The sequence below is a fragment of the Paenibacillus sp. YAE3 genome (assembly GCF_057546105.1).
In genome coordinates this window covers 175,270-193,997 of the sequence record NZ_BAAIYF010000007.1, presented here as the reverse complement: position 1 = coordinate 193,997, position 18,728 = coordinate 175,270, and the positions used below count along the sequence as shown (strand labels likewise).

General features: G+C 54.8%; 12 protein-coding genes and 1 pseudogene. 12 read left to right on the top strand and 1 reads right to left on the bottom strand.

Translation table 11 applies throughout. From position 1 onward, the window contains the following. Window positions 1-83 precede the first annotated feature (83 nt). A complete protein-coding gene (locus tag AC27KL_RS15430) occupies window positions 84-896 on the bottom strand; it encodes a class I SAM-dependent methyltransferase (protein WP_487170261.1) in 813 nt (270 codons plus the stop codon). Between the two features lie 463 nt (window positions 897-1,359). Here AC27KL_RS15430 and AC27KL_RS15425 point away from each other — a divergent pair, with 463 nt between their 5' ends. The 12 genes and pseudogenes from AC27KL_RS15425 to AC27KL_RS15370 all read left to right on the top strand — a co-directional run. Then, a complete protein-coding gene (locus AC27KL_RS15425; RefSeq protein ID WP_487170260.1) occupies window positions 1,360-2,097 on the top strand; it encodes a hypothetical protein in 738 nt (245 codons plus the stop codon). Window positions 2,098-2,241: 144 nt separating this feature from the next. Further along, complete coding sequence (locus tag AC27KL_RS15420) at window positions 2,242-2,649, top strand: BlaI/MecI/CopY family transcriptional regulator (protein ID WP_339324816.1); 408 nt, start codon at window positions 2,242-2,244, stop codon at window positions 2,647-2,649. A gap of 3 nt (window positions 2,650-2,652) precedes the next feature. Next, window positions 2,653-4,530: a M56 family metallopeptidase gene (locus AC27KL_RS15415; protein WP_487170259.1), complete on the top strand. Its 1,878-nt coding sequence runs from the start codon at window positions 2,653-2,655 to the stop codon at window positions 4,528-4,530. 620 nt (window positions 4,531-5,150) lie between these two features. Further along, a complete protein-coding gene (locus AC27KL_RS15410) occupies window positions 5,151-8,330 on the top strand; it encodes a bifunctional cytochrome P450/NADPH--P450 reductase (RefSeq protein WP_487170258.1) in 3,180 nt (1,059 codons plus the stop codon). Between the two features lie 291 nt (window positions 8,331-8,621). Beyond that, window positions 8,622-8,822, top strand: a complete 201-nt coding sequence (locus AC27KL_RS15405; RefSeq protein ID WP_339324819.1) for a DUF2188 domain-containing protein — start codon at window positions 8,622-8,624, stop codon at window positions 8,820-8,822. 607 nt (window positions 8,823-9,429) lie between these two features. Then, a complete protein-coding gene (locus AC27KL_RS15400) occupies window positions 9,430-10,758 on the top strand; it encodes an LLM class flavin-dependent oxidoreductase (RefSeq protein ID WP_487170257.1) in 1,329 nt (442 codons plus the stop codon). An 83-nt stretch (window positions 10,759-10,841) separates the two neighbouring features. Then, entirely contained in the window at window positions 10,842-12,497 is a 1,656-nt protein-coding gene (locus AC27KL_RS15395) for an ABC transporter substrate-binding protein (protein WP_487170256.1), read from the top strand. A gap of 19 nt (window positions 12,498-12,516) precedes the next feature. Then, complete coding sequence (locus AC27KL_RS15390) at window positions 12,517-13,443, top strand: ABC transporter permease (RefSeq protein ID WP_076174964.1); 927 nt, start codon at window positions 12,517-12,519, stop codon at window positions 13,441-13,443. Between the two features lie 19 nt (window positions 13,444-13,462). Continuing rightward, a complete protein-coding gene (locus tag AC27KL_RS15385; RefSeq protein ID WP_339324822.1) occupies window positions 13,463-14,359 on the top strand; it encodes an ABC transporter permease in 897 nt (298 codons plus the stop codon). A 15-nt stretch (window positions 14,360-14,374) separates the two neighbouring features. Further along, entirely contained in the window at window positions 14,375-16,585 is a 2,211-nt protein-coding gene (locus AC27KL_RS15380) for an ABC transporter ATP-binding protein (RefSeq protein WP_487170255.1), read from the top strand. 34 nt (window positions 16,586-16,619) lie between these two features. After that, a complete protein-coding gene (locus AC27KL_RS15375) occupies window positions 16,620-18,119 on the top strand; it encodes a DHA2 family efflux MFS transporter permease subunit (protein WP_487170254.1) in 1,500 nt (499 codons plus the stop codon). Between the two features lie 206 nt (window positions 18,120-18,325). Then, a pseudogene (locus AC27KL_RS15370) lies at window positions 18,326-18,559 on the top strand (RICIN domain-containing protein); the annotation flags it as partial. Between the last annotated feature and the right edge of the window lie 169 nt (window positions 18,560-18,728).

The following is an 18,728-nucleotide window of genomic DNA, read 5'->3' as shown; positions in this document are numbered from 1 at the left end:
TGCTACCGGACAGGACTTTCAATCAGGAACGCCGTACATTTGAGGGTGCAAGATCTGAACGCATAAGAAGGAAGCATCGGATACTAGAGTTTTCTTGCCTTGATTACAAAAGTGACAGGCAGCATCTTTGCTTTTTTTGCAAAATCGCTGTTAGCGTGCCGCGATTGCATCCTTTCATCATCCGATTCCTCAATCAGCTTTTCAATGACAAATCCCGCTTTTGCCAAGGCATTTACATAGGTGGATAGTTTACGGTCTGATAATGTTAGGGTACTTTCACCAAGAGATACCGAATACCAGGATTCATCGAAATAGCATTTTTTAAAAACAAGCATATTATTTTCTGCGGCAACACATTTGTGTATAGGGTGAGACCAACTGAAAATAAATACGCCGTCTTTTTTCAGGTAGGAGGCGATTCGGCAAAACGTACCCTCAAGGTCGGTGGTCCAGCCTATGGCATAAACCGAATAAACAAAGTCGAAATAATCCTTTGGTATGCCGCATTCTTCTTCCATGGGAGAGCAGATAAAGGTTGCCGAAAGGCCGCATGCCGTCAAATGTTGCTTTGCTTTTTCGATCTGTTTTTCGGATATATCCAAAGCCCATAGTTCAGATGCATTGCGTTCCCCCTGATATTGCAAGGAATGACCGGTGCCACAGCCGATCTCCAGCATCCTTTTTCCCGAGACATCGCCAAAAAGTCGGCATTTTTCTTCTGAGACAAATGCTCCATAGAAAGGAAGCGCGGTTGCTCCTAAAATGTCATTTCCTTCGGTGTCCCAAAAAAGGCTGTTTGTTTTATGTATGGAACTCTTATCCATCTCCACCGAGATGGCGCTGCCAACCTCGCCTGCACCTATAATGTTTGTTCTTTGAACCGAATTTTTATCCATATCGACGCCCTCCCAAATTAAAAAAATATGAGCCTGAACGTATATCCGGACCTGCCGTTATTCCAATAACACCTAACAAACACGAACGAACGATTCCCAAATAATGTACCATTTGTCTATGGACAAATCTACCTAAATTATTCATAGAACAGTCTATTTAATTTAGCTGTTTGTTCGGCTATAACACGGCCCCTTTAAGTTATTCATGGTTGGTTTCCGCCTTTCAGATTTTGGGTCTAACACTGTATACAAACTCAAACACTTCGATATCAAACTATATACATTCAGTCTGATTAGTTGCTGATCACATTTTCTTTAAGGCTTTAGAACCGAAAGGGGAATCTTAAATAGCAAGATGTATTTTATAAAAAGGGTTGACACCATTCAACTACAACTGTAGTATAAATTAATGTAAACTACAATTGTAGTTTGATAAACAACCCCAGGAAAGGAGCATTACAAAATGAATGTAGCAACAAAAGCAGCAATCGTAACATTAAGCAGTGTATTACTGTTGGGTTCCTCAACGAGCTTTGCGGCCGAAGCGAAATCTTATAAGGAAGCTATGGAAGAAGCTGCTAAAAAAACAGCCGAGGCGACCAAATCTATACCTGAAAAGGACAAAAAGTTTATCGAAGATGAGATCAACAGAATAAAGGAGCTGTCCAAAAAGCCTGGTGAGTCGTATGTCCTGTATCATAAATATCCTCAATTAAATAGCGGACTTTCACTTAGCTATTGGGGACTGGTGGAAGAGTTCTCTTCTTACGAAGCCTACTTGAAAAGAGCTTCCGCATTGGAGGGTTCGATCCTGAAGCAGCCCGCAAACCTGCCAGCCGGATACAAGTTTTTGTCAGCGACCATCGAAGGTCCAACAAAAGGGAAATTCGTTGATGAAGTAAAGGCCGAAGGCAAAAAAAGCGGCAAACCTATCTATGCGAAGAAAATAGAGTGGAAGGAAGCGGCGGAAATCCGTCTCAAGTATACGAACGGAAAGAGCACGTTAACTTTCTCAAAGTATATAAAAGATCCGGAGGGAAGCAAAAAGAAAGGGTTCTTTAACGATACGCTTCCTGCGAATATCTATCCAAAATCCGTATTCTGGTATGACGGCGGCAAATACGAATACGGCGTCTCTGCCACTTCGGATATCCCTAGAGAAAAGAAAATCGCGATGCTGAAGGCTGCGGTAAAGAAATAATATGTTTGGAAAGCGGCGCGGATTTGTGCATGTAACAAAAATAGGGAATCTTAGCTCTATTACATGTTGACATCACCAAACTACAAATGTAGTATGAACATACTACGTATGTAGTTAAGGCGAATGAACATGGAGGTTACATGCATGAAACAAATACCATCGGTTACGGATGCAGAACTGGAAATTATGCGGGTGTTATGGGCAAATCCTGATTGCCCTTCCAGTGAAGTCGTAAAGCAACTAGCAGACAAAATGGGCTGGAGCCCGAATACGACGCGGACGCTCTTGAACCGATTAGTGCAGAAGGAAGCAGCGGGGGCAAAGCTGGAAGAGGGTTCAAAGCGCACCCTGCTGTATTATCCCATCATCAGCGAGCAGGAATTTTTGTTGTCCGAAACCACATCCTTTATGAAAAAGCTGTATGGCGGGGCATTAAAACCGATGCTGGCCAACTTATTAAAGGATAGAAAGCTGAATGCACAGGAAGTCGAGGATCTCAAGGCTTTATTTGACGAAAACCGTAGCGACGGCGAACCGGGAAAAGAGAGATAACGGATGATTCCAACATTGCAAGCGAGTTTATTGTCTGTTTTTGGCTGGGTGATTCGCGGATCATTTATGGCCGGCATTCTGGTTTTACTTGTCCTGATCGTGCAATTTCTATTCAAAAACAAGCTTGAAGCGAGATGGAAATATTTGATTTGGCTGCCTGTAGCGATCCGCCTGCTGCTTCCTTGGGCGCCGGAATCTTCGCTTAGCTTGTACAATGTTTTGTCTTTGGAGGCCATAGCGCCCGGATTTCATCAGAAGGCCCAGGATCCCACGGCATTTAAGAATGCGGGGATCGCAAGGGAGGTGGCGGTTCAAAGGAATCGGACCTTAAGCCCGGAATCAAATGGAGCTACCGTGCCTGCCTCATCCCATGAACCGGGAAGCGTGCAGAAAAGCGGTTTTTGGTGGAGTGAGATCAAAAATATGGGCTTCATCAATATGCTGTTTGCGGTATGGCTTGCGGGCGTGTTATTCCTTTCGGCGAAAACGGTATTTGACCAGAACCGATTGAAAAAAGCCTTGCGCGCAGGGCGAACCATCGATACTCCTTTTTTATCGGCAGTCTTTCAAGAAACGAAGCATCTATTTGGCATCAAGCGCAATGTGAGGTTTGTCGCATCGGAACGGATTCCCGGACCAGCCGTAGTCGGTTTTCTTAAACCTGCAGTCGTGATTTCGCCAAGCCTGCTCGTTACGTTGCAAAAGGATCAGCTTCAATTGATTTTGGCGCATGAATTTGCGCATATTCGGCGGCGGGATGTGGCAGTGAACTGGATGATGCACTTGATCTTGATTCTCCACTGGTTTAATCCGCTCCTATGGTTCGCGATACATAGAGCAAGGCAGGATCAGGAGATTGCCTGCGATGCATGCGCCTTGGACCGGATGAGGCCGCAGCAAAAAAATGCATACGGGCAAACGATTATTCATGTGTTGGAGCATTTGTCGGTCAGTCATTACCGGCCGGGGCTTGCCGGCTTGTCCGCCACACATAAAGAAATGAAAAGGAGACTCATGATGATCCAACATTTTAATAAAAAATCCTACCGCTTGTCCATTCTGGGTATGGGGATGATTCTCGCGCTTGGCAGCGTGACATTGGTTAACGCGAAGGAAAGCGGCGAAGAAAGCGCACCGCAAAAGGCTTCTATGCAATTGCAGCAGAATTCAAACGTTGCCGTGGGCAAAGAGAATGATATTATTTATCCCGAGGGAAACATAGACCGTGATCTCTATAAGAAAGAACTGGAAAAAAACCAAAAAAAAGCTGAAGCGGCAGCCAAGGCTTTAACTCCAGAGGAAAAGAAGTATATCGAAGATGAGACGAATCGAGTGAAGGAACTGAGCAAAGAGACAGGCGATATGTACATTCTGTATCATAAATATCCTCAATTAAATAGCGGACTCGACCTCAGTTATTGGGGAGGGATAGAAGAATTCTCTACTTACGAGGACTACTTGAAAAGAGCTTCCGCATTGGAGGGTTCGATCCTGAAGCAGCCCGCAAACCTGCCAGCCGGATACAAGTTCTTGTCAGCGACCATCGAAGGTCCAATAAAAGGGAAATTCGTTGATGAAGTAAAGGCCGAAGGCAAGAAAAGCGGCAAACCCATCTATGCGAAGAAAATAGAGTGGAAGGAAGCGGCGGATATCCGTCTCAAGTATACGAACGGAAAGGACACGCTGACTTTCTCAAAGTATACAAAAGATCCGGAGGGAAGCAAAAACGAAGGTTTCTTTAACGATACGCTTCCTGAGCATATCTATCCAAAATCCGTATTCTGGTATGACGGCGGCAAATACGAATACGGGGTCTCTGCCACTTCGGATATCCCTCGTAAAGAGAAAATTGAAATCTTAAAAGCTGCGGTAAAAAAATAACGCGTCAAGCGATCCGTTTTATGCATCGACCATGTCGTCCTGTTTACACAGGATGGCATGGTTTCTTTGTTGCTGCCGGCACCTAAATGCCACGAAATGAATATAATCGGGCCATCCGCAGTTATCGCGATCGTATGCACGCACTGTGAGGAAAGCGAGCCGTCGGCGGTTCTGACCCGCATAACTCCAAGCTGAATCGCCGACCCAAAAGCGGCCCATTTCGAAGTTGCTAACTCCGATCGCCCGAATTATTCCTTCACGATAGAATTTCTACATAGCAGGGATGCGTGGGGATAAACGATCGATACATGACTTTTTCGCCAGGACGGAAGTCGTGTATGACTGAAATAATCCTGGCTGAACAGTAACAAGCCCCCCTTGCTGGGCCCGTGAATTCCAGACTTCCGGCTGATGTGCGGGACATTCATATCATGTTATGGTAAAAGGCAGGATAGGATAGCGTTGGCAGGCTTTCGCAGCCAAGCAGCTGTCAAATCCTCCTTTTTTCTTATATATTGACCGAATTACTAATTTGGTCACCTGGTTTATTCTGTGTTTTATTCGCCTGTTATCAAGGCTGGGTTAAAAGAAAAGAAGACAGGATGATGGAGGGAAATACCATGACAGAAAATATTCAGGTACCTCAACCCAAAACTTATGGACCTTTAGGAAATCTGCCGCTGCTGGATTCCTCCGCACCGGTGCAATCGTTGGTGAAGGTGGCCTCGGAGCTCGGGCCAATCTTTCAGTTCCAATATCCCGGCGGACGCAAGGAGCTCTACGTCTCCGGCCATGAATATGTGAAGGACGCTTGCGACGAAAAGCGCTTTGATAAACGGATCTGGGCTCCGCTGCAAAACGTACGCGCTTTTGCAGGCGACGGTTTGTTTACGAGTGCGACCCAGGAAAAGAATTGGAAAAAAGCACATAATATTCTGCTGTCCAGCTTCAGTCAAAGGGCGATGCAAGGGTACCACGCCAAAATGCTGGATATTGCCTTGCAGCTGATTCAAAAATGGGGGCGGCTGAATCCGGACGAAACGGTTGACGTACCCGCGGACATGACCCGGCTGACGCTCGATACGATCGGACTGTGCGGATTTAGTTACCGTTTCAACAGTTTTTACCGGGAAGGCAACCATCCTTTTATTGATGCGATGGTGCGGGCGCTTGACGAAGGGATGAACCAGCTTCACCGCTTGGGCATCCAGGATATGTTTATGGTCCGGAAGAAACGGCAGTTTCAAGAGGATATTCAGACGATGTTCTCTCTCGTCGACGAATTGATTCGGGAGCGTAAGGCGCATGGCGGGAATGAGGATGATCTGCTCGCTCACATGCTGGAAGGCGTCGATGTGGAAACAGGTGAACGTCTGGATCTAGAAAATATCCGCTACCAGATCATCACTTTTCTGATCGCAGGACATGAAACGACCAGCGGCCTGCTTTCTTTTGCGATCTATTTTCTGATGAAAAACCCCGAAAAGCTGCGTAAAGCGGTGGAAGAGGTGGACCGCGTCCTGAAAGACCCGGTACCGACGTATAACCAGGTGCGGGACCTGAAATATGTCCGAATGGTTCTGAGCGAGTCCCTGCGGTTATGGCCGACTGCGCCGGCTTTCTCGCTGTATGCCAAAGAAGATACATGGATTGGGGGAACCTATCCGATCCAAAAGGGTGACAGCGTGACCGTGCTCATTCCGGGACTTCACAGGGATACACGCGTCTGGGGGGACGATGTGGAGGCGTTCAGACCCGAGCGATTTGAGGATCCAAGCAAGGTGCCTCATGACGCGTATAAGCCGTTTGGTAACGGTCAGCGGGCGTGCATCGGGCAGCAGTTCGCCCTGCAGGAAGCGACCTTGGTACTGGGTATGATTCTGAAGTATTTTGAGCTGACGGATGCCGACCACTACGAACTCAAGGTGAAAGAGACGTTGACACTCAAACCTGAAGGGTTCCGGATTCGTGTTCGCAACCGGAAGGCAGCTGTGATTCCGATGGGTTCAGGCAGCTCCGAACCGCTGGATACCGCTGCTCGCGAGTCCGGCAAGCCGGCTTCATTGGCGGAAAACGCGCATCATACGCCGCTGCTCGTCCTGTATGGTTCCAATTTGGGCACGGCCGAAGGCATAGCCAGAGAAGTAGCCGATCTCGCCAAGTACCAGGGATTCAACAGTCAGGTCGGTACCTTGGACGACTACGCCGGAGCCCTTCCCAAGGAGGGAGCGGTTATCATTGTAACGGCTTCATATAACGGCCAGCCCCCTTCCAACGCGAAGGCTTTCGTCGAATGGCTGGAATCGGCCGACAATTCGGCCGTCCGGGATGTCCGCTACATGGTATTCGGCTGCGGGGATCATAACTGGGCCAGCACGTACCAGCGGATCCCGCGCCTGATCGATGAGCTGCTGGCCGCCAAAGGCGCCGAGCGGCTTATCCCGCTCGGGGAGTGCGATGCCAGCGGCGATTTTGAACGGGAGGTTGACGACTGGACGGAGCGATTATGGCCGGATTTGATGCAGGCGCTGGGACTGCCGGTCGCGGCCAACCGCGAGCCGAAACGGAGCACGCTGTCCCTTCGTTTTATCCAGGGCGTGGCCGCCGCACCACTGGCGGAAACCTACGGAGCCGCATCCGGTCGGATTGTGCGCAGTTACAATCTTCAGCATGCAGACAGCGGAAGGGTCACGCAGCACATCGAAATTGCGCTGCCTGAAGGCACGACTTATTGCGAGGGCGATCATTTGGGCGTGCTCCCGGTCAACCCTGACCCATTGGTGCGGCGGGTACTCCGCCGATTCCGGCTGGATGGCTCCGCTCACCTGATTCTGGAAACGGGCGGGAAAAACATTCCCCACTTGAAGGCAGGTGTTCCGGTCCGACTGGACGAACTGCTGTCCCGCACTGTAGAGCTGCAGGAGCCGGCGACTCGTGCCCAAATCCGTGAGATGGCCGCGTGCACGGTTTGCCCGCCGCATGCCACGGAGCTCGAGGCGCTGCTCGTTGAAGAGACGTTCCAAACGAACATCCGGGCGAAGAGGGTTACGATGCTCGACTTGCTCGAGCAGTACGATGCCTGTGAGCTGCCGTTTGCCCGTTTTCTGGAGCTGCTGCCGGCGCTGAAGCCGAGATATTACTCCATATCAAGCTCGCCCCAAGTCAGCCAAGACACGGCCAGCATCACGGTCGGCGTAGTTCGGGGAGAAGCATGGAACGGCAAGGGAGAGTACCGCGGCATCGCCTCCAACTACTTGGCCGGGCTTGAACCGGGAGCCGAGGTGCTGATATTCGTCCGGTCCCCTGAATCCGGCTTTGTACTTCCGGAGGATTCCGCCACACCGTTGATCATGGTAGGTCCAGGCACGGGCGTGGCTCCGTTCAGAGGCTTTATCCAGGCCAGACGGGCACTCCAAGCGGCAGGGAAGGTCCTGGGAGAAGCCCATCTGTACTTTGGCTGCCGGAATCCAGAACATGATTATCTATATCGTGCGGAGTTTGAGCAGGCGGAAAGGGATGGCCTGGTCACACTTCATACGGCTTTCTCCAGAGTGGAAGGCGAAAATAAGTGCTATGTCCAGCATCTTATGAAGCAGGACGGGGAACGACTGCTGTCGCTGCTCGAAACCGGGGCTAAGTTGTACATTTGCGGCGACGGCACCCGGATGGCCCTGCAGGTGGAACAGACGATCATGGACTCTTATCGGGAAAAAAGCGGGGCGAGCCATGAAGAAGCGGCTGAATGGCTTGCCGCGCTTGAAGCGGCAGGTAACTATGTGAAAGACGTATGGGCCGGTTGAACGATACTCTTCATGATTCAGGTACAGCATCTCATTTGCTTACTTGCTGTAGACAAATATGTTGGAGAGAGAGGCACAAGTCTCTCGGAAAGGAGTTAGCAAGTTCAAAAATAGATGGAGTGCTTGGCAAAATCCCGGTTCATGGACCGCAGGAACGATCATCGTATACTGGATTCGCAAGTTGTTGAGGCCGGAGACAAGTAAACATTTGCCCGGCGGATTACGATCGTTTGATTCGCGTGGCGCCGGGTAATATATGGATAAACGAGAACTTGTATGGAGGGATTCGCAATGCCTTGGAATAAGCATGATTACCCTGTATCCATGAAAAATTTGGAGCCTCGCGTGCGGAATAAAGCGATCGAAATTGCAAACGCGCTGCTCGAAGAAGGCTACGAGGAAGGGCGCGCCATTGCCATCGGCACCGCCCAGGCGGAAAAGTGGAATGAGGACCATCCGGTTGGCGAAGAAAGGCCTTCGAAGCATACGTAACCTCATGAATATTTCGTTCAGCACCGACTGCCAAGCAAATATAATTCAGAAAAGGGCTGTATTATTTGCGGCTCAACCAAATGAGATCTAGCTAATATTAGGGTTTGCAAATTTTCAATAGAATCCTTAGGTCATTCTTAAGAAAGCGAAAGGCCGGTTTCCTGGTTTAAGGATACCGGCCATTTCTAGATTGTTTACAAAAGCCCCTTTCCAGGCACCCTTAAGCTTACCCGTTACGCAGTACAAACGCCGGCTGAAGAGCAGGCAGTCTGACCTCTATTTTCATCCCCCCTGTACTCCACATATAATACAGAGCTGCCCGAAACAACCCTGAGAACCGCGGTCCGCAAAAGCACGGATCGGGGTTTTTCACATACCCGGAAAAGCCCGCAGTGTAAAGCCTTATAGAGAATGGAAAAGCCTGAATAGAAGATTTTAATACGGTATTGTGGCCGGAAATGCATCAATGATACAGTATCAGCAATAAATAAAATAATCCCGACTATACACATTGGAAAAATTAATGTAATTGAATTCGTCGAGGGTCATTTTGGGATTCATTTCAAGCAGTACCCAAATTTTAAAAAGAAGATGGAGTGAGTGAACGATGGGCAAAAACAGACAGCTTCGACTGGGGGCCACCATACACGGCGTGGGCAGCAGCCACACCGCCTGGAGACATCCGCAAATTCCTTCGGATGCGAGCGTAAACATTTCGTTCTATACACAGCAGGCACAGAAGGCGGAAGAGGGCAAGTTCGATTTTGTTTTCATTGCCGACGGCCTGTATATCAACGAAAAGTCGATCCCGCACTTTCTGAACCGGTTTGAGCCGATTACGATCTTGTCCGCGCTCGGCGCAGCCACTTCCCGGATCGGGCTTGTCGGCACGCTGTCGACCTCTTACAGTGAGCCGTTTACGGTCGCCAGGCAGTTCGCCTCCATCGACCACATCAGCGGCGGGCGCGCAGGATGGAACGTGGTGACTTCACCACTGGAGGGGACCGCGCTGAATTTCGGCGGCCGGCCGCATCCGGCCCATTCCGAGCGGTACCGGATCGCGGAAGAGTATCTCGAGGTGGTCAAAGGGCTGTGGGACTCTTGGGAAGACGATGCCTTTGTGCGGGATAAGGAGAGCGGGGTGTTCTTCGATCCGGACAAATTGCACCGGCTGAACCATGAAGGGGAGTTCTTCTCTGTGCAGGGGCCGCTGAACATTGCGCGCTCCCGTCAGGGGCAGCCGGTCGTGTTCCAGGCGGGCTCCTCGGACAGCGGCCGCAGCCTGGCGGCGAAAACGGCGGACGCCGTGTTCACCGGCCCGGAGACGATCGAGGAAGCCAAGGCTTTTTACCGGGATGTGAAGCAGCGGGCAGCTGCACTCGGGCGTGCTCCGGAGGAAATTCTGATCTTTCCGGGCATCGGGCCGATCGTGGGCCGCACGGAAGAGGAAGCCGAGCGCAAATACCAGGAAATCGCCGGGCTGGTGACGATTGAGAAGGCTTTGGAATACCTTGGACGCTACTTCGAGCACCACGACTTTTCCCAATACCCGCTGGATGAGCCGTTTCCCGACCTGGGTGACTTTGGCTCGAACAGCTTCCGCAGCACGACCGACCGTATCAAGAGACGCGCCAAAGAGGAGAACTTGACGCTACGCGAAATAGTGCTGCAGGAAGCGACGCCGCGGACGGTGTTTATCGGAACGCCGGAGAAGGTGGCGGATGTGGTGCAGCAGTGGTTTGAGGAAGAGGCTGCCGACGGCTTCATTATCGGATCGGGCGTGCCGGGCGGATTGGACGATTTTGTCGAGCTGGTGGTGCCGATTCTGCGTGAGCGGGGGCTGTTCCGCACGGAATACGAGGGAGATACGCTGCGGGGAAATCTGGGCCTGCCGGTGCCGGAGAACCGCTATACGAAGCAAAAAGCGCTGTCCTAAACAGGACGGGGTCTCTGCCAATCTGCGGAGTCCCTGCACCCTGCATGCAAACGATATTTGGATCTGAAGGGAGTCTGAGAGAGATGAGGTTTTATTCGAAAAACAGGCGTAAATCGGCAGCAGCCGCTCTGCTGGTCATGGTTATGCTGCTGTCCGCTTGCGGAGGCAAGCAGACGGCCTCCCAAGGGCAGACGGATAGCGGGGCGGCACCGGCCGTACAGGGAGCATCCGCCAAGGGCGGGGAGCTCACCTACGCTCTGGCGACGTCGCCGGATACGCTGGACCCGCACCGCAGCGGCCTGGCCGTCGCGGTCCGCGTCATCCGCACCATCTACGACAGCCTGGTCGTTCAGCTGCCGGACAATACGATCAAGCCGTGGCTGGCGACGGAATGGACCATTTCAGACGATGGGCTTAGCTACACGTTTAAGCTGCGGAAAGACGTCAAGTTCCAGGACGGAACGCCGTTTAACGCCGAGGCGGTCAAGTTCAACTTCGACCGGATTCTGGACCCCGCCACCAAGGCGGCGAATGCGGCCGCCCTGCTTCAGCCCTACAAGTCCTCCGAGGTCATCGACGAGTACACGATCAAGCTGAATTTGTCGACGCCCTCACGGGCTTTTCTGGGCAACCTGAGCCAGGCGCTGCTTGGCATTGTGTCGCCGACTGCAGCCAAGCAATACGGGGATCAGCTGGGGCAGCATCCGGTAGGCACGGGGCCGTTCAAATTCGTCAAGTGGGATGAGAATGCCGACATCAAGGTCGAGCGCAATCCGGACTATGCTTGGGCGCCGGAGATCGTGACCAATACGGGGGCGCCTTACCTGGACGGCATCGATTTTAAAATCGTACCCGAAGAAGCCACCCGGATCGGCAGCGTGCAGAGCAAGCAGGTGCTGGCCGCCGAGACGGTGCCGCCTCAGAACATCCTGACCTTGAAAAAGGATCCGAATTTCCAGCTGCTGCAGGCTAATACGCTCGGCCTGCCGTATACGCTGTTCTTCAACCAGGAGCGCGCGCCGTGGAACGAGCTGAAGGCAAGGCAGGCGGTGCAGCTGGCCGTGGACGTGGACGCCATCGTCAAAACGCTGTACCTGGGCACGTACGAGCGGGCCTGGTCCCCGCTGACCCCGGGCACCTTCGGTTATGACCCGTCGCTGGAAAACTCGGTCAAACCGGATATCGCCAAAGCCAATCAGCTGCTTGACGAGCTGGGATGGGTCAAGGGAGCGGACGGCGTCCGGACCAAGGACGGGAAGAAACTGACCTTACACTACGTCGACGGCACGCCAAACCGGGAGAAACGCAACGACATCGCGGTCATGGTGCAGCAGCAGTTGAAGCAGATCGGCGTGGATGTCGAGGTCGAGATCACGAAGGATGTCCGCACCGTGGTCTACACCAACGGAAACTATGATTTGTACGGCAACAGCCAGGTCAACTCCGATCCGAACGCGCTGTACTCCTTTTACCATTCCTATGATCCAAAGAGCCGGCCGACACTGCCGAGACTCTCCAGTCCGGAAGTCGACAAGTGGCTGGAAGAGGGACGGGTCGAGAAGGACGATGCCAAGCGCGAGGAGCTGTACCAAAAAATTCAGCATTATATCATCGACAATGCGGTCATTCTGCCGATTTACGTCTTCCCGTATACGGTGGCCGCTTCCAAATCGGTACAGGGACTTACCTTTGATTCCCTCGGGTATCCGCTGTTCAACGACGTATCTTTGCAAAAATAGAAAGGAGGCTTGAGGCGGCATGCTGTGGATGGTAACCCGGCGCCTGTTAACGTCGCTCCTCGTCATTATCGGCTCGCTCGTATTGGTGTTCACGATCCTCTACGTTCTTCCCGGGGATCCGACCGACAACATGGTCGATCCCTCGATGGCGACGCCGGAGGTCATTGCGAACTTAAGGCATCAGCTGGGTGTGGACCAGCCGTTTCACATCCAGCTGCTCCATTACTTCGGGAGCATCCTGCAGGGGGATTTCGGCAAATCCCTGCTGAATTCCGATCCGGTGCTGCCCAAAATCGCCGAGAGCTTCCCCGCCACCCTAGCCCTGACCGGAGCCAGCGTGCTGGTGTCCGTGACCGTGGGTCTGCTGCTGGGTGTCCTGTCGGCCATTCACCGGAACGGGGCGATTGACATCATCGCCCGCGTCATCGGGCTGTTCGGCATCTCCATGCCAACCTTCTGGTCGGGCATCCTGCTCATCCTGATTTTCTCCATTACGCTGGGCTGGTTTCCGGCGATGGGATCGGACGGGTGGCGGACGCTGGTTCTGCCCGCACTGGCGCTCGGCACGGTCGGGAGCGGCTTTATTATCCGGATGGTCCGCAACAGCATGCTGGAGGTCATCAGCGAACAGTTCATCGTGACGCTTCGTTCCAAGGGCTTGGCGGAGCGGGCGGTCATGTACCGTCACGCGCTGCGCAATGCGCTGATACCGGCCGTCACGATGACGGGCATGCTGATCGGCGACATGCTGGCCGGCACGGTTGTCGTCGAGACGGTGTTTTCCCGCCAGGGCATCGGCCGGATCATTTCGGATGCGATCATGGCCAAGGATCTCCCGGTGGTCCAGGGCGTCATTTTGTTCTCAGCCATCATCTATACGCTGGTTAACCTGCTGGTGGATCTGTCCTATACGCTGATCGATCCGCGCGTGAGACGTTCAACTTAAACCTTGGGAGGGAGCAGTTATGAGGGAGGCGGTATCCGCCAAGACGGTCTGGCGCGAGCGGAAGCTCGCGGCTGCGGCCGCACCGAAAATCCGTAAATTTACGGCAAGCGACCTGTTCCTGGTGGCGGCCGGATTCATCATTCTGTTTGTGGCGGCCTGTGCCATCGTACCGCAATGGATTGCGCCCTACGCCCCGACGGAGATGCGGACGGACAGCATCATGCAGGCGCCAAGCGGCGCGCATCTGTTCGGCACCGACTATTTCGGCCGGGATATTTTCAGCGTGGTCGTGTACGGGAGCCGGGACTCGCTCTTTATCGGCTTTGCTTCCGTCCTCGTCGGCGGCCTGCTTGGGGGAACGATCGGGGCGCTGTCCGGTTATGCGGGCGGCTGGATCGACACGGCGATCATGCGTCTCAATGACGTGCTGATGACGATCCCGGGCATCCTGCTGGCGCTGGCCATCGCCGGTGCGCTCGGTCCGAGCCTGTTTAACATCGTGCTGGCGGTAGCCGTATCCTCCGTGCCGGGTTATGCCCGGGTGATGCGGGCGCAGGTGCTGAGCATCAAGAGCCGGACGTTCGTCAAAGCGTCAGTATCCATCGGCGCTTCGCCGCTGCGTGTGTTCTGGAAGCATGTGCTGCCGAACAGCCTGTCTCCGCTGCTGGTCATGGCAGCTATCGGTATCGGCACGTCCATTCTGACGGGATCGGGTCTGAGCTTTCTGGGCCTCGGGGTTCTGCGTGAGGTTCCGGACTGGGGGACGCTGCTCTCCCAAGGCAGAGGCTATTTGACCGCGGCCTGGTGGATCTGCACCTTCCCGGGATTGGCCATCACCGCCTTCGTGTTGTCCGTCAACATCATCGGCGACCGGCTTCGGGACCATTTCGATCCGAAGAAAGTCACGCAGCGCTAAAGGAGGGGAACGTCAATGAGCACATTGCTTGATATCCGGGAACTGTCCGTCGATTTTACGACCCGAAAAGGGACGCTCCAGGCGATCCGGGACGTGACGCTGTCGATCGAAGCCGGGGAAACCGTCTGCCTCGTCGGGGAGTCGGGCAGCGGCAAGACGGTAGCTTCCAAAGCGATCATGCGTCTGATCGACCATGAGAACGGGCGCATCAGCGGAGGAAGCCTTCTTCTGGACGGGACGGACCTGGCAGGCCTGCCGGAGGCCGAACTGCGCCGAATCCGCGGCAAACGGATGGCGATGGTGTTCCAGGAGCCGATGGCGGCCTTCGACCCGGTCTTTACGATCGGGCAGCAAATTCAGGAGACGATTCTGCAGCATGAGAAAGTATCCAAGCGGGAGGCCAGGGAGCGCGCCGTCCGGCTGCTGAAGCGGGTCGGCATTCCGGAGCCGGAGCTGCGGCTGAAGCAGTATCCGGGCGAGCTGTCCGGCGGGATGCTGCAGCGGGCCATGATTGCCATGGCGCTGTCCTGCGGGCCGGACCTGCTAATCGCGGATGAACCGACCACCGCGCTCGACGTCACGATCCAGGCGCAAATTTTGCGCCTGCTGAAAGAACTGCAGGCTGAGCTCGGCATGTCGATCCTGCTGATCACCCATGATCTCGGGATCGCCGCCGAAATTGCCGACCGGGTCGTCGTCATGTATGCCGGCGAAATCGTCGAGGAAGCACCGGCTTCCGAGCTGTTCCGCCTTCCGCGCCACCCGTATACGCGGGGCCTGCTCCGTTCCGTCGCGACGCTCGACACGGTCCGCGGCACGAAGCTGCATTCGATCGAAGGGTCGATCCCGAGCCTGGCCGCACTTCCGCAGGGCTGCCGCTTTCACCCGCGCTGCCCCTTTGCCACGGAGCGCTGCACGGTGGAAGCGCCGGTCTTAACCGGATCCGGCGAGCGCCGGAGCGCCTGCTGGCATGCGGAGGAGCTGGTTCAGTCGGAGGGCTGGATGGCCCCCGCCGTGCCGGCGGGCTCCGGTGCAGCTGAGGGTTCCGGTACAGCTAAAGGTTTCGGTACAGCAGCAGGTCTCGGTGCGGCGGCGACTTCCGATGCGGGGGCGGTTTCGGTTGCAGCTGCAGGTTTTGGCGACCCGGCGGCTTCCAGCGAGACGGCTGCTTTACGCGTTACACGGGGAGGCGGGGCAGATGAGAACATTGAAGGACGACGCGGACCCTGCTTAGCCGGGGCAGCCGAAGAAGCGGCGGACGCTTTGTTTACTGTAAATCACCTGAAAAAGTATTACCCGGTGCATGGCGGAGGCATCGGCAAAGCGAAGAAGCTGATCCGCGCTGTGGACGACGTCAGCTTTACGATCCGCAAGTGCGAAACCTTCGGCCTGGTCGGCGAGTCCGGCAGCGGAAAGTCGACGCTGGGCCGGGTGCTGCTCCAGATGGAGCGTGCCACGGCGGGGACGGTTCTTTTTGACGGCAAGGACCTGACGAACCTGGGAGGACGTGAACTGCGCGCCGCCCGCCAGCATATGCAGACGATCTTCCAGGATCCGTACGGATCGCTGGATCCGCGCTGGAAGATCGGCGACAGCATCGCCGAGCCGCTTAAGGTGCACGGTCAGGGGCAGCGCTCCCCCGCCGACATCAGCCGCCGCGTCAGCGAGCTGCTTGAGCTGGTGGGGCTCGACCCGTCATGGGCGCAGCGGTATCCGCACGAGTTCTCCGGCGGGCAGCGGCAGCGGATCGGCATCGCCCGCGCGATCGCCCTGAACCCGCGGTTCATTCTTGCCGACGAAGCCGTATCCGCGCTGGACGTATCGGTTCAGGCCCAGATCATCAATTTGCTGCAGGACCTGCAGCAAAAGCTGGGGCTGACCTACCTGTTCATCGCCCATGGCCTGCAGGTTGTCCGGCATCTGTCGGACCGGATCGGCGTGATGTACCTCGGGAAGCTCGTGGAGATCGCACCGAGCGAGTCGCTGTTTCTCGCCCCGGCCCACCCGTATACCCAGGCTCTGATCGAGGCCATACCGCAGACCACGCCCCGCCAAGGCCAGCCGGCCGGAAGCCTGGAAGGGGAAATTCCCTCGCCGGCCAATCCGCCCTCGGGCTGCCGGTTTCATACCCGGTGCCCGTTTGCCACAGACCGCTGCCGGCAGGAAGAGCCGGCGCTGCGCCAACTGGACAGCGGTCACCACGCGGCCTGCCATTATGCGCTGTGACGGGATGGCCGCCACCTGAACGGGAGGTTATGAATTGTCAGTCACGATGAATGCTGCCGCGGAAAAGGCAGAAGAGGGGCAGGGCAGTCTGCCGTTTTGGCCGGTTCTGCTCACCCTGTTCTGCGGTTCCTTTGTAGGCATGTACCCCATGGTTTCCTTAAACGTTTCGCTGCCCGGCTTTATCGGTATCTTTCACACCGGCCTCGGGACCGTGCAGTGGATCATTACGGGCTTTACGCTGGCCTTCGGCATGATTGCTCCCGTCAGCGGCTATCTCTCCAGCCGTTTCGGCGGCAGGCGGATGTTTCTGCTGTCGCTGGCCGGAATTATCGTCAGTTCCGTGATGTGCTCCCTGTCCTGGAATATTCATGCGCTGATTTTCTTCCGCATCTTGCAGGGCTTATGGTGCGGACTGATTCAGCCCGTGTCCCTGGCCATGATTTATCAGACGCTGCCGCGAGGAAGACAGCCTCTAGCGGTCAGCGTCTGGTCGTTTTCGACGGTGCTTGGCACGGCGGTGGGCCCCTCGGTTAGCGGGTGGCTTCAGCAGCACGACTGGCACCTGATTTTTCTCGTGACGCTGCCGGCCGGCATTCTGGCCTGGTTGGCAGGCCGTATCCTGCTCCCGAAGGACGTTCGGGGTCCGCAAAAGCGTCTGGATTCCGCCGGACTCCTGTTGGCGACTGTAGGCAGCCTTGCCATCCTGCTGCTGTTCGGCAATCTGCACGCCTGGGGCATGTGGTCGGTCTGGACGTGGGGCTGCCTCCTGATCGGCGGCGCTTGCACCGCTCTTTTCATCCGGGTCGAGCTGCGCGCGAAGGAACCGCTGCTGAACCTCAGGCTGTTCGGCAATTTCACGTTTGCCGCAAGCCTCGGTGTATCGCTGATCTTGTCCTTTGCCCTCTACTCCGGCGTATACTTTGTCCCGCTGTTCCTGGAAGAAGTTCAAGGGCTGTCGTCTTTTCAGGTCGGGCTGCTCTTTCTTCCCGCGGCCGCGTGTCTGACCCTGGCCACGTTCCTGTCAGGGAAAGGATACCGCACCTTTGGGCCGGCAGCGCTGATTGCCCTGGGCAGCCTGATCCTGCTGGTGACGACTTTTCGCTTCAGCCGGCTCGGCACGGAAACGACGCTCGTCTCCGTCATGATCTGGCTGGCGGTCCGCAACGTCGGTACGGGGTTGTCGCTGACGCCGGCGACCAGCGCGGCGATGGCTTCGGTTCCGCAGTCCGAATCGGGCCATGCATCGGCCCTGATCAACTGGCTGCGGCAGCTATTCAGCGCGGGAGCGCTCGGCATGTTCACATCGGTGTTTTATGCGCGGATGAGCGTGCACGAGTCCCGTCTGCACGCTAGCTATGCGGCTCAGAGCACGGAGTGGATACGCCGCGAGGCGTATACGAGGAGCATCGACGATGCGTTTTTGTTCGCGAGCGCGCTGGTGGCGCTGGCCATTCCGCTGGCGCTCCTTCTGCGCAAACGGAAGGAAGCGGCAGGGGCCGGGCAGCGTCTGGAGCAGCCGACCGAACTCAATTGATTGAGAATGATAGGAGGCAGATCTCAGGCGCAAATAGCAAAGATTCCGATGCGGCATTGCGGTACATTGATTATGTAAACAGCGAAGAAGGCCGATTGCTTGCGAATTGCGGGAACGAAGGAACACACTACACCATGCAAAGCGGGTACAGCAATGGATTTCGAATGTGAAAAAACCATTTGATAACAATACGTATCTGAAGTGGACTGCAGGGCTCGATATTCTACCAGGAGGAGTTCATCGGATCTGGGCAATGGTTATTTCAAAATCGTCAAAAAGCCGCAGGACTCCGTTTGGATTCGATGGGCCATACCGCGGACGGATCCATTGTCGGGCAAAATTCGGATTGCTCCAGTTATACCCAGCAGTGGTCCATCAGGCCTCAAAACGGGGACTATTGGAAGATCGTAAATCGCGCAACCTGCAAGGCCCTTGACACCGGAGGACAGACCGGAGACGCGCACCTATGCAGCAGTGGTTTGTCAATTCCAGCAGCAATCAGCTTTGGAGATATTCGTCGAACTAAATCCTGGGCATCGTCATTTACTTCCAAGTTTTTAAACGGTCCGAAATTCAAAAATCCTGCCCCGCAAAAAAGCGGGGCAGGAT